Genomic DNA, 16,001 nt, shown 5'->3' on the forward strand with positions numbered 1-16,001 from the left:
GGGGCATGAGGCTCGGCTCGTGCCGCTCATGCCCCGCGATGTCCTCGCTCGACGGATCCCTCCCATGACACTGCGCCCCTTCCTGCGGATGCTGCTGGTTTGCGCGGCATTCGCGCTCGGCAGCCCCGCCGCCTTCGCCCTCGACGCCGCCGACACGGCCGCGCTGGCCGGCGACGACTTCGATGCGAAACTGGCTGCGATCGATCATCTGGCCGCGGCCGGCGACGCCGCCTCGGTCGGCCTGCTGCACGCGCTGGCCGACGGCACCGCGCTCGCCAGCGACGATGGCAAGCTGCTGCTGCAGGCCGACGACGGCAGCACCAAGGACGCGCTGTCGGGCGCCGCCGTGCAGCCCGGCGATGCCCAGCCGGTGACGCTCAACAACCTGCTGCGCAGCAAGGTCGCCAATGCGCTGTCGGGCCTCGACCTGGCCTCGCCCGATCTCGCCACGCGCACGGCCGCCGTCGATGCGCTGCTGAAGAATCCCGATGCCTCGCTCAAGCCGCTGATCGACAAGGCCCGCGCCAGGGAGAGCGACGCCACGCTCAAGCGCCGGCTCGACGCGCTGTGGGCGATCGCCGCGCTGCACGACGCCGACCCCGCCAAGCGGCTGGAGGCGGTCGAGCTGGTGGCCGCGCGCCACGACCTCGACATGATCGAGCAGTTGCGCCCGCTGGTGGCCAGGCAGGCCGACGGCAGCTACGCCGAGCCCGATGCGCGGGTGCGCGCCGCCGCCCAGCAAGGGCTCGACGCGCTGCACTCGCTGCAGGAGCGCGGCGAGATCGCCAGCACCCTGTTCGCCGGCCTCTCGCTCGGCAGCGTGCTGTTGCTGGCCGCGCTGGGCCTGGCCATCACCTACGGCCTGATCGGCGTGATCAACATGGCGCACGGCGAATTCCTGATGATCGGCGCCTACGCCACCTACGTGGTGCAGACGCTGTTCCAGCGCTACGCGCCGGGCGCCTTCGACTGGTACCCGCTGGTGGCCGTGCCGGCCTCCTTCGTGGCGGCGGCGCTGGTGGGCATCGTGCTGGAGCGCACCGTGCTCAAGCATCTCTACGGCCGCCCGCTGGAAACGCTCCTGGCCACCTTTGGCGTGAGCCTGATCCTGATCCAGGCCACCCGCATGATCTTCGGCGCGCAGAACGTGCAGGTCTCGAACCCGTCCTGGATGAGCGGCGGCGTGACCCTGATGCAGAACCTGATCCTGCCGTACAACCGGATCGCGATCCTGGTGTTCTCGCTGATGGTGGTGGCGATCGCCTGGGGCGTGCTGACCAGGACCCGGCTCGGCCTGTTCGTGCGCGCCGTCACGCAGAACCGCCGGATGGCGGCCTGCGTGGGCGTGAAGACCGCGCGCGTCGATTCCTATGCCTTCGCCTTCGGCGCCGGCATCGCGGGCCTGGGCGGCTGCGCGCTCTCGCAGATCGGCAACGTCGGCCCCGACCTCGGCCAGAACTACATCATCGACTCCTTCATGGCGGTGGTGCTGGGCGGCGTCGGCCAGATCGCCGGCACCGTGGTGGGCGGCTTCGGCCTGGGCCTGGTCAGCAAGGCGATCGAGCCGTTCTGGGGCGCCGTGCTCGCCAAGATCGCGGTGCTGGTGATGATCGTGCTGTTCATCCAGAAACGCCCGCAAGGCATGTTCGCCCTGAAGGGCCGCAGCGCGGAGGCCTGAACCATGACCTCGATCACCTCCTCTTCCTCGCTGGCGCCGGCCACGGTGCCCACGCCCGTCGCGGACGGTGCGCCCGGCTTCGCGCTGGGCCTGCCGCCGCGCGCGGCGCTGCTGTCGCGCCGCGCCTGGCTCGCGCTGATCGCGCTGTGCATCGCGATCGGCATCGGCGTGCCGCTGGCCGCGCTGGTGGTGCCCGAATCGAGCGCCTTCCATCTATCCGCCTATGCGATGACGATCGCCGGCAAGTTCATGTGCTACGCGATCGGCGCGCTCGCGCTCGACCTGGTGTGGGGCTACTGCGGGATCCTGAGCCTCGGCCACGGCCTGTTCTTCGCGCTCGGCGGTTATGCGATCGGCATGTACCTGATGCGCGAGATCGGCCACGACGGCGTCTACGGCAGCAGCCTGCCCGACTTCATGGTGTTCCTGAACTGGAAGTCGCTGCCCTGGTACTGGAGCGGCTCGGACCACCTCGCGGTGGCGCTCGCGCTGGTGGTGCTGGTGCCGGCCGTGGTCGCCTGGGTGTTCGGCTTCTTCACCTTCCGCTCGCGCGTGAAGGGCGTCTACCTGTCGATCATCACCCAGGCCATGACCTTCGCGGCGATGCTGCTGTTCTATCGCAACGAGACCGGCTTCGGCGGCAACAACGGCTTCACCGACTTCAAGCGCCTCGCCGGCTACGGCATCACCTCGCCCGGCATGCGCACGGTGCTGCTGCTCGCGAGCTTCGCCACCCTGGTGCTGGCCTTCCTCGCCGCGCGCGCGATCGTCACCTCGAAGCTCGGCCGGGTGGTCACCGCCGTGCGCGACGGCGAGACGCGCCTGATGTTCCTCGGCTACAGCCCGCTCGCCTACAAGCTGTTCATCTGGACCGTCTCGGCCGTGCTGTGCGGCATCGCCGGCGCCTTGTACGTGCCGCAGGTCGGCATCATCAATCCCAGCGAGATGTCGCCGGGCAACTCGATCGAGATGGCGATCTGGGTGGCGGTGGGCGGGCGCGGCACGCTGATCGGGCCGATCGTCGGGGCCTTCGCGGTGAACGGCGCGAAGAGCTTCTTCACCGCCTACTTCGCCGAATACTGGCTGTTCTTCCTCGGCCTGATCTTCGTGCTGGTGCCGCTGCTGATGCCGCGCGGCATCGTCGGCCTGGTCGATTCCCTGATCAAACGCGGAGCGCGTCGATGAACGAGAACGGCATGATGCCCGACCTGGCCCAGCCCGACGGCGGCGCCGAGGCGCTCACCCTCAGCGGCGTGGCCTCGATGGCGCGCGTGGTCGAGCCCGGCGCGATCGACACCTCGCACGGCACCATCCTCTACCTGGAGGACATCGAGGTCAGCTTCGACGGCTTTCGCGCGTTGAGGAAGCTGTCGCTGTCGATCGACGCGGGCGAGCTGCGCTGCGTGATCGGCCCGAACGGCGCCGGCAAGACCACCATGATGGACGTGATCACCGGCAAGACGCGGCCCGACGCGGGCAAGGTGTTCCTCGGCCAGACCCTCGACCTGTCGCGCATGAGCGAGCCCGAGATCGCGCGCACCGGCATCGGCCGCAAGTTCCAGAAGCCGACCGTGTTCGAGGCGCACCCGGTCTGGGAGAACCTCGAGCTGGCGATGAAGACCGACAAGGGCTGGCTGGCCTCGCTGCGCGCGCGGCTCGACCGCTCGGCGCAGCGCCGCATCGAGGAGACGCTCGCGCTGATCAAGCTCGAGGACAGCGCCTACCGCCTGGCCGGCGAGCTCTCGCACGGCCAGAAGCAGCGGCTTGAGATCGGCATGCTGCTGATGCAGCAGCCGGCCCTGCTGCTGCTCGACGAACCCGCGGCCGGCATGACCGATCACGAGACCATGGAGCTGGCGCAGTTGCTGAACGCGCTGCGCGGCAGTTGCTCGATGATGGTGGTCGAGCACGACATGGAATTCGTCGCGGCGCTGGCCGGCGAGACCGGCTGCGTGACCGTGATGGCCGAAGGCGCGGTGCTCGCGCAGGGCACGCTCGAGCAGGTCAAGCGCGACGAGGCCGTGATCGAGTCCTACCTCGGCCGTTGACGAATCTGAAGGACAACCTGTTCATGCTGAAGATCGATTCCCTCAACCAGTTCTACGGCGGCAGCCATATCCTGCGCAACGTCAACCTGAGCGCCGAGGAAGGCAAGCTGACCGTTTTGCTCGGCCGCAACGGCGTGGGCAAGACCACCCTGCTGCGCTGCCTGATGGGCGTGGTGGCCGCGAAGAACGGGCAGATCGCCTGGCGCGGCAAGCCGCTCGACGCGCTGGCGCCGCATGCGCGCGTCGCCGCCGGGCTCGCCTACGTGCCGCAAGGCCGCGATATCTTCCCGCGCCTGACCGTGGAGGAGAATCTGCTGGTGGGCGCGGCCAGCCGCAAGGCGCCCTCGAAGGTGCCCGATCGCATCTACGAATTGTTCCCGGTGCTGCGCGAGATGCGCACGCGGCGCGGCGGCGATCTCTCCGGCGGCCAGCAGCAGCAGCTCGCGATCGGCCGCGCGCTGATGAGCGAGCCGCAACTGCTGATCCTCGACGAGCCGACCGAGGGCATCCAGCCTTCGATCATCCAGGACATCGGCCGCACGCTGCGGCAACTGGTCGACGAAACCGGGATGACCGTGCTGCTGGTCGAGCAGTATTACGACTTCGCGAAGTCGATCGCCGATCATTACTGGGTGATGAGCCGCGGCGAGATCGTCGCCGGCGGCGCCGCCGACGAGATGGACGCCAAGGGCGTGCGCGAGCTGATTGCCGTCTGAGCCTGCCCCGCCTTCCCGCCTTCCCCCGCTCCCGGGGCGCCCCCCCGCGCCCCGGATTTCCACGACAAGCCCGCCGATCGCGAGCGCCTCGCCGGCCGCGGCCCCGCCCGCTTCCCCCTTGCCCGTCGCCTCCCCGCCCCGATTCCTTCCCAGGCATTCGGGTTAATGCCAGTTCAATTCCAAATCAATACCACTTGAACACCAATTGGAGATTTCGTAATATTTCGCGCAAGGCTGACGACAGGCCGCGTCCCACTGAGAGGGGGAGACATGAAGAATTCCGCTTCGGCGCGCCGCGTTGCGCCCCAGGCTTGCCGACATGCCGGCGGCCGACCCTGCCCCACGCCATTCCCGTAGTTCCGCTGCCGCCGGCACGCGCGCGAGCGCGCCCCGGCGTCCAGCCCGCCTCAGCACCTGCTGCATCCGCCGCACCCGTTTGACGATTGCCGCGCCACCGATCCGCGATGCCCATCGGCCATCGCGCGTGCCGTCGCGCGCCCGTTTCCTGGACACACCGGCCGTCACGATCCCGGGCTCCCGGGCCTTGATTCGCCGCATCCTCTTGGGGAAATCCGATGAACCGAACGCTGCTCCTGACGGCCGCCCTGATCGCGGCCGCCGTGCTACCGGCCGCCGCCGGCGCGCAATCCGCCCAGACCTTCAACGCGCCGATGCCGGGCGCACCTGCCACGCCCGGCGCGCAGGCCCGGCCGCCCGGCGGCATCCTCAGCCCGTTCCTGCTGTCGGCCCAGCTCGGCCGCGACCTGATGCTGCATTACGCGATCGACAACAACAACGCGAACACGGCCGGCGTGCCCTGCGCCGATCTCGGCGCCGATTCGGCGAGCTGCGCCACCGGCCGGCTGATCCTCGAGAATCGCGGCCAGGCGCGCATCAGCGGCGACGGCTGGAAGCTCTACCTGCACAGCATCCGGCGCCTGCTGCGCATCGACCATCCCGGCTTCACGCTGCGCCACCTGACGGGCGACCTCTACGAGCTGACGCCCAAGCCCGGCGCGGTCACGCTCGCGCCCGGCGCGCGCCTGACCGTGCCCTTCGTGGCCGAATACTGGTTCCTGCGCTACAGCGATCTGCTGCCGCGCCCCTACGTGATCGTCTCGGGCGCGCTGCCGACCGTGCTGCGCCACAACGACACCGACGACGAGACGCGCTACGTCGATTCGCTGCCGGCCGACGCGCAGAGCAGCTCGACCGGCAACGCGCCGCCTGCCACGGTCCAGCCGGTGGCGTCGCGCGCCCTGCCGAGCGTCAAGCGCGAGCGCCTCGGCAACGACACGGTGGAGCTGCGCGGCGTGCAGCTGGCACTCACCGGCCTCGCGGCCAACCACGTGGCGGCCCTGCGCGAGCGCGCCGGCGAGCTGGGCCTGGGCGGCTCGGGCCTGCCGGTGCGCGGCAGCATCGTGCCGCAACAACTGCCCGCCGATATCGCGATCCCCGGCGGCTACCGGCTCTCGATCACGCGCCAGGGCGCGAACATCGAGGCCTACGACCAGACCGGCCTCTACTACGGCGTGCAGACGCTGTTCTCGCTGACGCCGGCCGGCGGCGGCCGGATCCCGGCCATGCAGGTGGAGGACGCGCCGCGCTTCCCGCATCGCGGCATGCACGCCGACCTGGCGCGCAACTTCAAACACGCCGACACGCTGCGCAAGCTGATCGACCAGATGAGCGCCTACAAGCTCAACCGCCTGCACCTGCACCTGTCCGACGACGAGGGCTGGCGCATCGAGATCCCCGGCCTGCCCGAGCTGACGGCGGTGGGCTCGCGGCGCTGCCACGATCCGAGCGAGACGCTGTGCCTGCTGCCGCAGCTCGGCTCGGGGCCGGACAACCGCTCGGGCGGCGGCTACCTGCGCCGCGACGAATACGTCTCGTTGCTGCGCTACGCGGCCGAGCGCTTCGTCGACGTGATCCCCGAGATCGACATGCCGGCCCACGCGCGCGCCGCGGTGCAGTCGATGGAGGTGCGCTACCGGCTGTTCCACGCGCTCGGCCGCGAGCGCGAGGCCAGCGAATACCGGCTGATCGATCCGCAGGACACCTCGAACACGCTGTCGGTGCAGTTCTACGACCGCCGCAGCTACCTCAACCCCTGCGCGCCCGGCTCGCTGAAGTTCGCCACCAAGGTGATCCGCGAGATCGCCGCGATGTACGCCGATGCGCAGGCGCCGCTGCCGATCTGGCACTTCGGCGGCGACGAGGCCAAGAACATCCTGCTCGGCGCCGGCTTCCAGCCGCTCAACGGCACCGACCCGAACAAGGGCCGCGTCGACCAGGCCGCGCAGGACCTGCCCTGGGCCCGCTCGCCGATGTGCACCGCCCTGCTGCAGCGCGGCGAGATCAAGTCGACCGAGGAGTTGCCGACGCGCTTCGCGCAGCAGGTCAGCGCGCAGGTCGCGGCCAACGGCATCGGCACCATGGCGGCCTGGCAGGACGGTCTCAAGCACGCCGACGGCCCGCAGGACTTCAGCACCCGCAACACCATGGTGACGCTGTGGGACACGCTGTTCTGGGGCGCCGCCGACAGCGCGCGGGACTGGAGCGCGAAGGGCTATCGCACCGTGCTGGCGCTGCCCGACTACCTCTACTTCGACTTCCCCTACACCACCAACCCGCGTGAGCGCGGCTACTACTGGGGCTCGCACGCGACCGACGAGTACAAGGTGTTCTCGTTCGCGCCGGAGAACCTGCCGCAGAACGCCGAGGTGATCGGCGACCGCGACGGCAATCCGTTCGAGGTGACCGGCACCGGCGCCGCGCCGCGCCTGGAAGGCGTGCAGGGCCAGGCCTGGGGCGAGGTGATGCGCAACGACAGCGAGTTCGAGTACATGGTGTATCCGCGCCTGCTGGCACTGGCCGAACGCGCCTGGCATCGCGCCGACTGGGAGCGCCCGTACGCGGCCGGCGTGCGCTACAAGCTCGGCGACACGCACCTGGTCGACAAGGACGCGCTGAACCAGGACTGGGCCGGCTTCGCCACCGTGCTCAAGCAGCGCGAACTGCCGAAGCTGGGGCGCGCCGGGATCGGCTACCGCTCGCCGACCTTCAGCCTGTCCGGCAGTTGATCGGCTCCGATCGGCACGGGGCCGGCCGGCTCCCGGCCGCCGGCGCCGTGCAGGTCACCCCGATGGCGGGCGGCGCCCGATGCCCGCCATCGCGCCCCCGTATTCTTCCCTCGCCCGCCCGGCAAGGCCGTCCCGCTTGCCGGGCGCGGTTTTTCCCGCCTCCGCTGTCGTGCATGAAACAGTACCTTGCATAAAACAATACCGGCTGCTACATTGCAGCCCATGGCTCGACGGAACAAGTCCCGCCAACAATCGTGCATTGCAAGGTACCCTGCAATGCACACTAAAGCAGACGGATTCGCATGAAGACCCAGTTGAAAAAGGGAACGCTCGACATGTGCGTGCTGGCCGTGCTGGCACGCGGGGACAGCTACGCCTACGAACTCGTCTCGACGCTGTCGGAAACCATGGAAATCAGCGAGGGCACCATCTACCCGCTGATGCGACGCCTGCAGGCCGAGGCCTGGGTGTCGACCTACTTCGTCGAGTCGAGCTCGGGGCCGCCGCGCAAGTACTACTCGCTGACGGCCGCGGGGCGCAACAGCCTGGCGGGCATGGAACAGGAATGGCGCAGTTTCGTCAATGAAGTCAACGGCGTGCTCGGCTTGCCCGACGTGCCAACCGCGACAGGGGAGCAGCAATGACGCAGGACGCATTCATCGAGCAATTGCGGCATGAACTGCGGAGTTTGCCGAAGCACGTGGTCGACGAGATCGTCGCCGACTACCGCGAGTACATCGGCGACGCGTTGGCCGCCGGCCGAAGCGAGGCCGAGGTGGTGGCCGCGCTGGGCGAGCCCGCCAAGCTCGCCCGCGAGCTGCGCGCGCAGGCCAACTTCCGCCAGTGGGAGACGCGCCGCTCGTTCGGCAACCTGATGCGCGTGTTCGCCTCGATCGCCGGGCTGGGCCTGCTGCAATTGCTGCTGCTGGTGCCCTTCATGTTCTACCTGCTGCTGCTCACCGCCGCCTATACGCTGTCGGCGGGGTTGTTCGCCGCGGGCCTGGCGATCGTGCTGATGCTCGGCAGCCATCACCTGTTCGGCTGGCCCTCGGCCGACTTCATCCCGTTCAGCATCGAGGCCGGCTCCGACGACGGCAAGACCGGCGCGAAGGCGGCCGCCGGTCGCGACGTGGATGAAGACGACGACGATGACGACGAGAAATCCGCCGCCGCGAGCGCGCCGCAGGCTCCGCCCGCCCCCGGGGCACCGACGGCGAGCCAGGCCGGCACCGCCGCGGCGAGCACCGAAGCGCTGCTGGCGCACCTGAACGTGCCCGACCTGCGGGTGGACGGCGAGCGCTTCGTGCTGCGCCCGCAAGCCGGCACGCATGTATCGATCGTCACCACGGCGGGGCCCCTCGAGCTGAACAATCGCGACGGCAAGCTGCGCGTCGAGGCGGTCGGCGGCTCGCGCGCGCTGTTCACCGTCGAGGGCGAAAGCTGGTCGATCCGGCGCGTCGACGTGGTGGCGCTGGAGCTGCGCAACAAGCAGGGCGACAAGGTCTCGGCCGCGCGCGTGGGCAGCAAGCCCGAGTCGATGGCCTGGGACATCCGGGACCGCGACGGCAGCATGTCCTTCGTCGCGGGCGACACCCCGCACCTGAGCCTGAAGAGCGGCGAGGACTCGATCGAGATCGACCGCAACCACGTCGCGCTCGGCAGCGGAAAGGATCGCCTGGTGATCGTCGGCTCGCACGGCGAGCGCATCGGCACCCTGCTCTACGGCTTCGCGATGCTGGTCAGCGGCCTGCTCGGCCTCTGGCTCTGCCTGCTGCTGACACGCGCCACCTGGCGCGGCCTGGTGCGCTACGTGCGCCGCCAGACCGAACGCATCACCGAACGACTCGACACCGGCGCGGCCTGACACGGCGCGCCATCCCCCTGACTCATGCAGTGTTTTTTCATCGAGAGGAAACGGTCATGAACCGGCACATCGCTTCCAGCGCGGCAGCCGTCGCGCGCCCCTACGATCCGCGTCGCCGCGGCACGCCGCGCGGCGTATCGATTCGCCAATTGCCCGGCTGGCTCGCGCACGGGCTGGCGATCGCGCGCCAGCGGCCCGTCTGGTGGCTGTTCGCGCTGCTCGCCTGCGCCGACGCGGCCACCCTGTTCGAACTCGCGCCGCGCCTCGCGCTGCTCGCGCCGATGGCCGCGCCGCTGGCGGCCGCCGTGCTGGTGCTGATGCAGGAACGCGCCACCCATGCGCGAGCCTGGTCGTTCGGCGAGGCCTGGCTGGCAGTGGCCGAGCATCGCAGCACACTGTTCACGATCGGCTGCGCGACGGCCGCGATCGCCGGTGCCGGCTATGCGGCAGCGCATGGCCTGCGCCAGTCGCACCTGATGCCCGCCGACCCGCTCGAGGCCGAAGCGCTGGCGCTGCTGGTGGCGCTGCCCTGCTACGCGCTGGCGCTCGCCCTGTTCTGGTTCGCGCCGGCCCTGGTGGTGCTGCGCCGCGCATCGGCCGGCGAGGCGATGCTGGCGAGCGCGCGCGCCGTGCTGCGCAACCTGCCGATCGCGCTGGTCTATGCCTTCGCGCTGGGCGCCGACGCGCTGGCCGCGGCGTGGCTGCCGGTGGCCCTGCGCGCCCTGGTGGTCACGCCGCTGCTGGCCGCGCTGGTCGTGCTGGGCATGTACGCGAGCTACCGCGCGCTGCTCGGCGATCGCTGGAGCGCGTCGCCGGCACGCGGCTGAGCCGGGGCCGCAATATTGATCCGCGCGCGCCGGCATGGTCGCCTGAGGTAGCATGTCGGCGCGCGGCAGGAGCCGCGCCGGAACGCAGTCGAAGCGCAGCAGCCAGGCCGCCGGTTCCGGATTGTCCGGATCGCGCGGCTCACCCGCCCGGTCCCTTGCCCGATGCCTTTCCGTTCGTTCGATGTCCGCTCACGATCCGCACGCCCCCGCCTCACCCGATAGCGCCACCACCGGCGCCGCCGCGAAGAAATCCTGGCGCGCCACGCTCGAGCTCGGCTTCGAGCGGCAATCCGCGCAGCGCACGGCGCTGGTACACCGCCGCCACGACGGGCCGCTGCGGATCCAGCGCCCGCTCTATCCCGAAGGCGACGCGATCTGCCACGCGGTGATCGTGCATCCGCCCGGCGGCGTGGCCGGCGGCGACCGGCTCGACATCGCGGTGCGCGTCGGCGCCGGCTCGCACGCGGTGATCACCACGCCGGGCGCCACCAAGTGGTACAAGTCCAACGGCCTGGACGCGCGGCAGCGCATCGCCATCGAAGTGGGCGACGACGCACGCCTGGACTGGCTGCCGCAGAACAACCTGTTCTTCGACGCGGCGCAGGCCTCGCTGGAGTTTTCGCTGACGCTCGGCGAACGCGCCAGCGTGATCGGCTGGGACGTCTCGCAGTTGGGCAGGCAGGCCGCCGGCGAAACCTGGTCGGTCGGGCGCATCGCCTCGTATGCGCGCATCGTCGGCGCCGACGGACAGCCGCTCTGGGTCGAGCGCGCGCACCTGGGCGCGACCGAGCCGCTGCGCGAGACACCGCAAGGGCTGGCCGGCTTCCCCGTGTATGGCACGCTGTGGGCGATCGGTGACGCCTGCACCGACGCGCTGGCGGAATCGCTGGCGCCGACGCTGCCTTTCACCGACACGCTGCGCGCCGGCGCCACCTGCGTCGCGCCGCGCGTGATGCTGGTGCGCGCGCTGGCCGGCTCGGTCGAGGCGCTGCAGCAGTTGTTCGTCGAGCAGTGGACGCGGCTGCGCCCGGTGGTGCACGGCGTCGAGGCGAAACCGCTGCGGCTCTGGCAGACCTGAGGCTCTCCTCCCCCTCCCCCCTCTTCCCCGCACCATCTCGATGCACCGCACCGGCCCCGCGCACCGGCGCGGTGAGCGCACGCACGCAAACGGGCCGCGCAACGCACTACCGCATGGCACACGGCTTGCATTCAGACAGAACCTCATGCGGGCCACCGGTCGCGATGCTAGGATCGCTTGCCATGTCTGCAACACACGCTCGAATCATTACGTCTAGCTAAACATTAGGCTTTCATGAAGCTGACCCCACGAGAGAAGGACAAGCTGTTGATCTTCACCGCCGCGCTGCTGGCCGAGCGCCGCCGCGCCCGCGGGCTGAAGCTCAACTATCCGGAGACGGTCGCGTTCATCACCGCGGCGCTGATGGAAGCCGCCCGCGACGGCAAGACCGTGGCCGAGGTGATGCACTACGGCACCACCCTGCTCACGCGCGAGGACGTGATGGACGGCGTGGCCGAGATGATTCCCGACATCCAGGTCGAGGCGACGTTTCCCGACGGCACCAAGCTGGTCACCGTCCATCACCCGATTCCCTGAGGCCCACCATGATCCCCGGCGAAATCCTCACCGACGACGGCGAGCACGAGCTCAACGTCGGCCGCGCCACGCTCACGCTGGCGGTCGCCAATACCGGCGACCGGCCGGTGCAGGTCGGCTCGCACTACCACTTCCACGAAGTCAACGACGCGCTGTCCTTCGATCGCGCCGCCGCGCGCGGCTATCGGCTCAATATCGCCGCCGGCACCGCCGTGCGCTTCGAGCCCGGCCAGACGCGTACCGTCGAGCTGGTCGAGCTGGCGGGGGATCGCATCGTCTACGGCTTCCAGGGCAAGGTGATGGGCAAGCTCTGAGCCCGCCAGGCCGGCCCCCGCGCCCTCCCATCGTTCGCAGCCCGGCCCCGGCCGGGCGCCCCAAGGATTCGACACCATGACACTACGCTTGAGCCGCCGCGCGTACGCGGAAATGTTCGGCCCGACCACCGGCGACCGCATCCGCCTCGCCGACACCGAACTGCTGATCGAGGTCGAGCGCGACTGCACGATCTACGGCGAGGAAGTGAAGTTCGGCGGCGGCAAGGTGATCCGCGACGGCATGGGCCAGTCGCAGCGCGTCGCGGCGGAAGTGGCCGACACGGTGGTGACCAATGCGGTGATCCTCGATCACTGGGGCATCGTCAAGGCCGACATCGCCATCAAGGACGGCCGCATCCAGTCGATCGGCAAGGCCGGCAACCCCGACATCCAGCCCGGCGTGACCATCGCGATCGGCGCGGGCACCGAGGTGATCGCCGGCGAGGGCATGATCGTCACGGCCGGCGGCATCGACACCCACATCCACTTCATCAGCCCGCAGCAGATCGACGAGGCGCTGGCCTCGGGCGTGACCACCATGATCGGCGGCGGCACCGGCCCCGCGGCCGGCACCAATGCCACCACCTGCACGCCGGGGCCCTGGCATATCGAGCGCATGCTGCAGGCCGCCGACGGCTGGCCGATCAACATCGGCTTCCTCGGCAAGGGCAACGTGAGCCTGCCGCAGCCGGCCGAGGAGCAGATCGCCGCCGGCGCGATCGGCCTCAAGCTGCACGAGGACTGGGGCTCCACGCCCGCGGCCATCGACAACTGCCTGACGGTTGCGGACGCAACCGACACGCAGGTGGCGATCCACACCGACACGCTCAACGAGGGCGGCTTCGTCGAATCGACGGTGGCCGCCTTCAAGGGCCGCACGATCCACACCTATCACACCGAGGGTGCCGGCGGCGGCCACGCGCCCGACATCCTGAAGGTCTGCTCGGAGCTGAACGTACTGCCCTCGTCGACCAACCCGACGCGGCCCTACACGATCAACACGCTCGACGAGCACCTCGACATGCTGATGGTCTGCCATCACCTCGATCCGTCGATCGCCGAGGACCTGGCCTTCGCCGAATCGCGGATCCGCCGCGAGACCATCGCCGCCGAGGACATCCTGCACGACCTCGGCGCGCTGTCGATGATGTCCTCGGATTCGCAGGCGATGGGCCGGGTGGGCGAGGTGATCATCCGCGCCTGGCAGACCGCGCACAAGATGAAGGTGCAGCGCGGCCGGCTGCCCGAGGACGGCGCGCGCAACGACAATTTCCGCGCCAAGCGCTACGTCGCGAAGTACACCATCAATCCGGCGCTCACGCACGGCATCGCGCACGAGGTCGGCTCGATCGAGCCGGGCAAGTGGGCCGACCTGGTGCTGTGGGAGCCGGCCTTCTTCGGCGTGAAGCCGGCCATGATCCTCAAGGGCGGCATGATTGCGGTGGCCCAGATGGGCGACCCGAACGCCTCGATCCCGACGCCGCAGCCGGTGCATTTCCGCGAGATGTTCGCCACCCGCGGCGGCGCGCTCGGGCGCACCTCGCTGACCTTCGTCTCGCAACTGGCGGCCGATCGCGGCGTGGCCGCGCGCTACGGGCTGGCCAAGCAGGTGGTGGCGGTGCGCGGCTGCCGCACGGTGACCAAGGCCGACATGATCCACAACGCCTGGCGGCCGAGCATCACGGTCGACCCCGAAACCTACGACGTGGTGGCCAACGGCCAGTTGCTGACCTGCGAGCCGGCCACGGTGCTGCCGATGGCGCAGCGCTACTTCCTGTTCTGACCGGATTCCGATTACGTATCATGCGCACTCTCGACAAACGCATTGCCCCGAACGTGAAGCTGGCCGCCTCGCTGGTGGCCCGCGCGCCAACCCTCACACTGGCCTATGACGCGCGCTGCCGCAGCCGCTTCGCGGCCACGCTCGACAGCGGCGAGGAGCTGGCCGTGGTGCTGCCGCGCGGCACCGTGCTGGCCGACGGCGACGTGCTGGTGGCCGACGACGGCGCGCTGGTGCGCGTGGTGGCCGCCGCCGAGGCGGTGATGCGGGTACGCGCGCCCGATGCGCTGACCTTCACGCGCGCGGCCTACCACCTCGGCAATCGCCACACGCCGGTCGAGATCGGCCTGGACACGCTCAAGCTCGAATACGATCCGGTGCTGGCCGACATGCTGACGCGGCTCGGCGCGCGCGTCGAACGCGTCGAGGCGCCGTTCCAGCCCGAGGCGGGCGCGTATGGCGGCGGTCATCGGCACGGCCACGACGCGAGCTTCGCGGAAGACTACGCGCTCGCGCAGCAGGTGTATGGCGAGCATCACGGACATGCGCACGGGCACGATCATGCGCATGCGCACGGCGCGCACACGCATCAGCATGGCCATGGCCACGCCCATTCGCATTCGCACGATCACGAACATGCCCACGGCGCGGCCTCGCACGCGCATTCGCACGAACATCGGCACGATCACGAGCACCGGCACGGCGACGACTGCAAGCATTGCCACGACCATGGACACGACTGAACTCGTCGCGCTGCTGCACCTGGCCTCGCCGGCCCTGCCGATCGGCGCCTTCAGCTATTCGCAGGGTTTCGAGGCCGCGCTCGACGCCGAGCTGATCCGCGACGCCGACAGCGCGCGCGACTGGATCGCCAGCGGCCTGGCCGACGTGCTCGCGCTCGGCGAGCTGCCGCTGGTCGCGCACCAGCTCGAACGCTGGTGCCGGCACGACACCGAGGCGCTGCTCGACGCCAATGCGGAATTCATCGCCAGCCGCGAATCGGCCGAACTGCGCCGCGAGACCGAGCAGATGGGCTGGTCGCTCGCCCAGCTGTGCGGCTCGCTCGAATGGGGCGACGCCGCGCAGCGCGCCACGCTGGCCGCGATGCGCCCCATCGCGCTGCCCACCGCCTATGCCTTCGCGGCCGCCGCGCACGATGCGGCGCCCGACGCGACGCTGACCGCCTATGCCTTCGGCTGGGTCGAGAACCAGGCCGCCGCCGCGCTCAAGGCGGTGCCGCTCGGCCAGCTCGCCGGCCAGAAGATCCTGGTCTCGCTGCGCGGCACCATCGCGGCCGCAGTGCGCCGCGCGCTGGCCACGCCGCCCGAGGCGATCAACACCTTCGCGCCGCTGCTCGGCATCCTGTCGGCGCGGCACGAAACCCAGTACTCCCGACTGTTCCGCTCCTGAACGCACGACCATGAACACGCCTTCCGCTTCCTCCCGCCGTACCAAGAAACTGCCGCCGCTGCGCGTGGGCATCGGCGGCCCCGTCGGCTCCGGCAAGACCACCCTGCTCGAGATGCTCTGCAAGGCGATGCGCGAGCGCTATGACCTGGTGGCGATCACCAACGACATCTACACCAAGGAAGACCAGCGCCTGCTGACCGTGGCGGGCGCCCTGCCCGAGGAACGCATCATGGGCGTCGAGACCGGCGGCTGCCCGCACACGGCGATCCGCGAGGACGCCTCGATCAACCTCGAGGCCGTCGATCGCATGCTGGGCCGCTTCCCCGATGCCGACATCGTGTTCATCGAGTCGGGCGGCGACAATCTCGCGGCCACCTTCAGCCCCGAGCTGTCGGACCTGACGATCTACGTGATCGACGTGGCCGGCGGCGAGAAGATCCCGCGCAAGGGCGGCCCCGGCATCACCAAGTCGGACCTGCTGGTGATCAACAAGACCGACCTCGCGCCGCTGGTGGGCGCGAACCTCGAGATCATGGCCTCCGACACGCGCAAGATGCGCGGCGAGCGTCCCTACGTGATGACCAACCTGAAGGCGCTGGAAGGCGTGGCCGAGGTGATCGCCTTCATCGAGAAGAAGGGTTTGCTGAGCGCGTAGACGTGCGA

15 protein-coding genes are annotated in these 16,001 nt (G+C 69.9%); all 15 read left to right on the top strand.

All coding sequences use genetic code 11. The annotated features are described in order from the left end of the window. The first annotated feature begins 64 nt into the window (after positions 1-64). The 15 genes from urtB to ureG all read left to right on the top strand — a co-directional run bounded on the left by urtB (position 65) and on the right by ureG (position 15,993). Positions 65-1,678, top strand: a complete 1,614-nt coding sequence (gene urtB / locus FB600_RS23735; protein ID WP_013696869.1) for an urea ABC transporter permease subunit UrtB — start codon at positions 65-67, stop codon at positions 1,676-1,678. A 3-nt stretch (positions 1,679-1,681) separates the two neighbouring features. Next, positions 1,682-2,863, top strand: a complete 1,182-nt coding sequence (gene urtC / locus FB600_RS23740; RefSeq protein ID WP_098154467.1) for an urea ABC transporter permease subunit UrtC — start codon at positions 1,682-1,684, stop codon at positions 2,861-2,863. Continuing rightward, complete coding sequence (gene urtD / locus FB600_RS23745; protein WP_096749613.1) at positions 2,860-3,726, top strand: urea ABC transporter ATP-binding protein UrtD; 867 nt, start codon at positions 2,860-2,862, stop codon at positions 3,724-3,726. Before urtC ends, urtD begins: the two co-directional genes overlap by 4 nt. A 23-nt stretch (positions 3,727-3,749) precedes the next feature. Next, positions 3,750-4,442: an urea ABC transporter ATP-binding subunit UrtE gene (gene urtE / locus FB600_RS23750; protein ID WP_013696866.1), complete on the top strand. Its 693-nt coding sequence runs from the start codon at positions 3,750-3,752 to the stop codon at positions 4,440-4,442. Between the two features lie 575 nt (positions 4,443-5,017). Continuing rightward, complete coding sequence (locus FB600_RS23755) at positions 5,018-7,528, top strand: family 20 glycosylhydrolase (RefSeq protein WP_145757412.1); 2,511 nt, start codon at positions 5,018-5,020, stop codon at positions 7,526-7,528. 302 nt (positions 7,529-7,830) lie between these two features. Beyond that, positions 7,831-8,172 (top strand): PadR family transcriptional regulator, encoded by a 342-nt coding sequence (locus tag FB600_RS23760; RefSeq protein WP_047835860.1) that lies wholly within the window; start codon positions 7,831-7,833, stop codon positions 8,170-8,172. Beyond that, positions 8,169-9,392: a DUF1700 domain-containing protein gene (locus FB600_RS23765; RefSeq protein WP_145757411.1), complete on the top strand. Its 1,224-nt coding sequence runs from the start codon at positions 8,169-8,171 to the stop codon at positions 9,390-9,392. The genes FB600_RS23760 and FB600_RS23765 overlap by 4 nt, the downstream gene beginning before the upstream one ends. Before the next feature lie 56 nt (positions 9,393-9,448). Then, positions 9,449-10,219 carry a BPSS1780 family membrane protein gene (locus FB600_RS23770; protein WP_096749616.1) on the top strand — a complete coding sequence of 257 codons (771 nt, stop codon included), beginning with the start codon at positions 9,449-9,451 and terminating at the stop codon, positions 10,217-10,219. A 181-nt stretch (positions 10,220-10,400) separates the two neighbouring features. Beyond that, entirely contained in the window at positions 10,401-11,297 is an 897-nt protein-coding gene (locus FB600_RS23775) for an urease accessory protein UreD (protein WP_036048009.1), read from the top strand. Positions 11,298-11,531: 234 nt separating this feature from the next. Next, positions 11,532-11,834 carry an urease subunit gamma gene (gene ureA, locus FB600_RS23780; RefSeq protein ID WP_013696860.1) on the top strand — a complete coding sequence of 101 codons (303 nt, stop codon included), beginning with the start codon at positions 11,532-11,534 and terminating at the stop codon, positions 11,832-11,834. 8 nt (positions 11,835-11,842) lie between these two features. Then, positions 11,843-12,148: an urease subunit beta gene (locus FB600_RS23785; protein WP_013696859.1), complete on the top strand. Its 306-nt coding sequence runs from the start codon at positions 11,843-11,845 to the stop codon at positions 12,146-12,148. A 76-nt stretch (positions 12,149-12,224) separates the two neighbouring features. Beyond that, complete coding sequence (ureC, locus tag FB600_RS23790; protein ID WP_013696858.1) at positions 12,225-13,931, top strand: urease subunit alpha; 1,707 nt, start codon at positions 12,225-12,227, stop codon at positions 13,929-13,931. 20 nt (positions 13,932-13,951) lie between these two features. Next, on the top strand, positions 13,952-14,671 hold the full coding sequence (gene ureE / locus FB600_RS23795; protein ID WP_145757410.1) for an urease accessory protein UreE: 720 nt from the start codon (positions 13,952-13,954) through the stop codon (positions 14,669-14,671). After that, positions 14,658-15,338 carry an urease accessory protein UreF gene (locus FB600_RS23800; RefSeq protein WP_096749618.1) on the top strand — a complete coding sequence of 227 codons (681 nt, stop codon included), beginning with the start codon at positions 14,658-14,660 and terminating at the stop codon, positions 15,336-15,338. Before ureE ends, FB600_RS23800 begins: the two co-directional genes overlap by 14 nt. Before the next feature lie 10 nt (positions 15,339-15,348). Further along, entirely contained in the window at positions 15,349-15,993 is a 645-nt protein-coding gene (gene ureG / locus FB600_RS23805) for an urease accessory protein UreG (RefSeq protein ID WP_013696855.1), read from the top strand. The last annotated feature ends 8 nt before the right edge of the window (positions 15,994-16,001 follow it).

This window comes from Burkholderia sp. SJZ089, from assembly GCF_007828315.1.
In the GTDB taxonomy this organism is placed as follows: Bacteria; Pseudomonadota; Gammaproteobacteria; order Burkholderiales; family Burkholderiaceae; genus Burkholderia; species Burkholderia gladioli.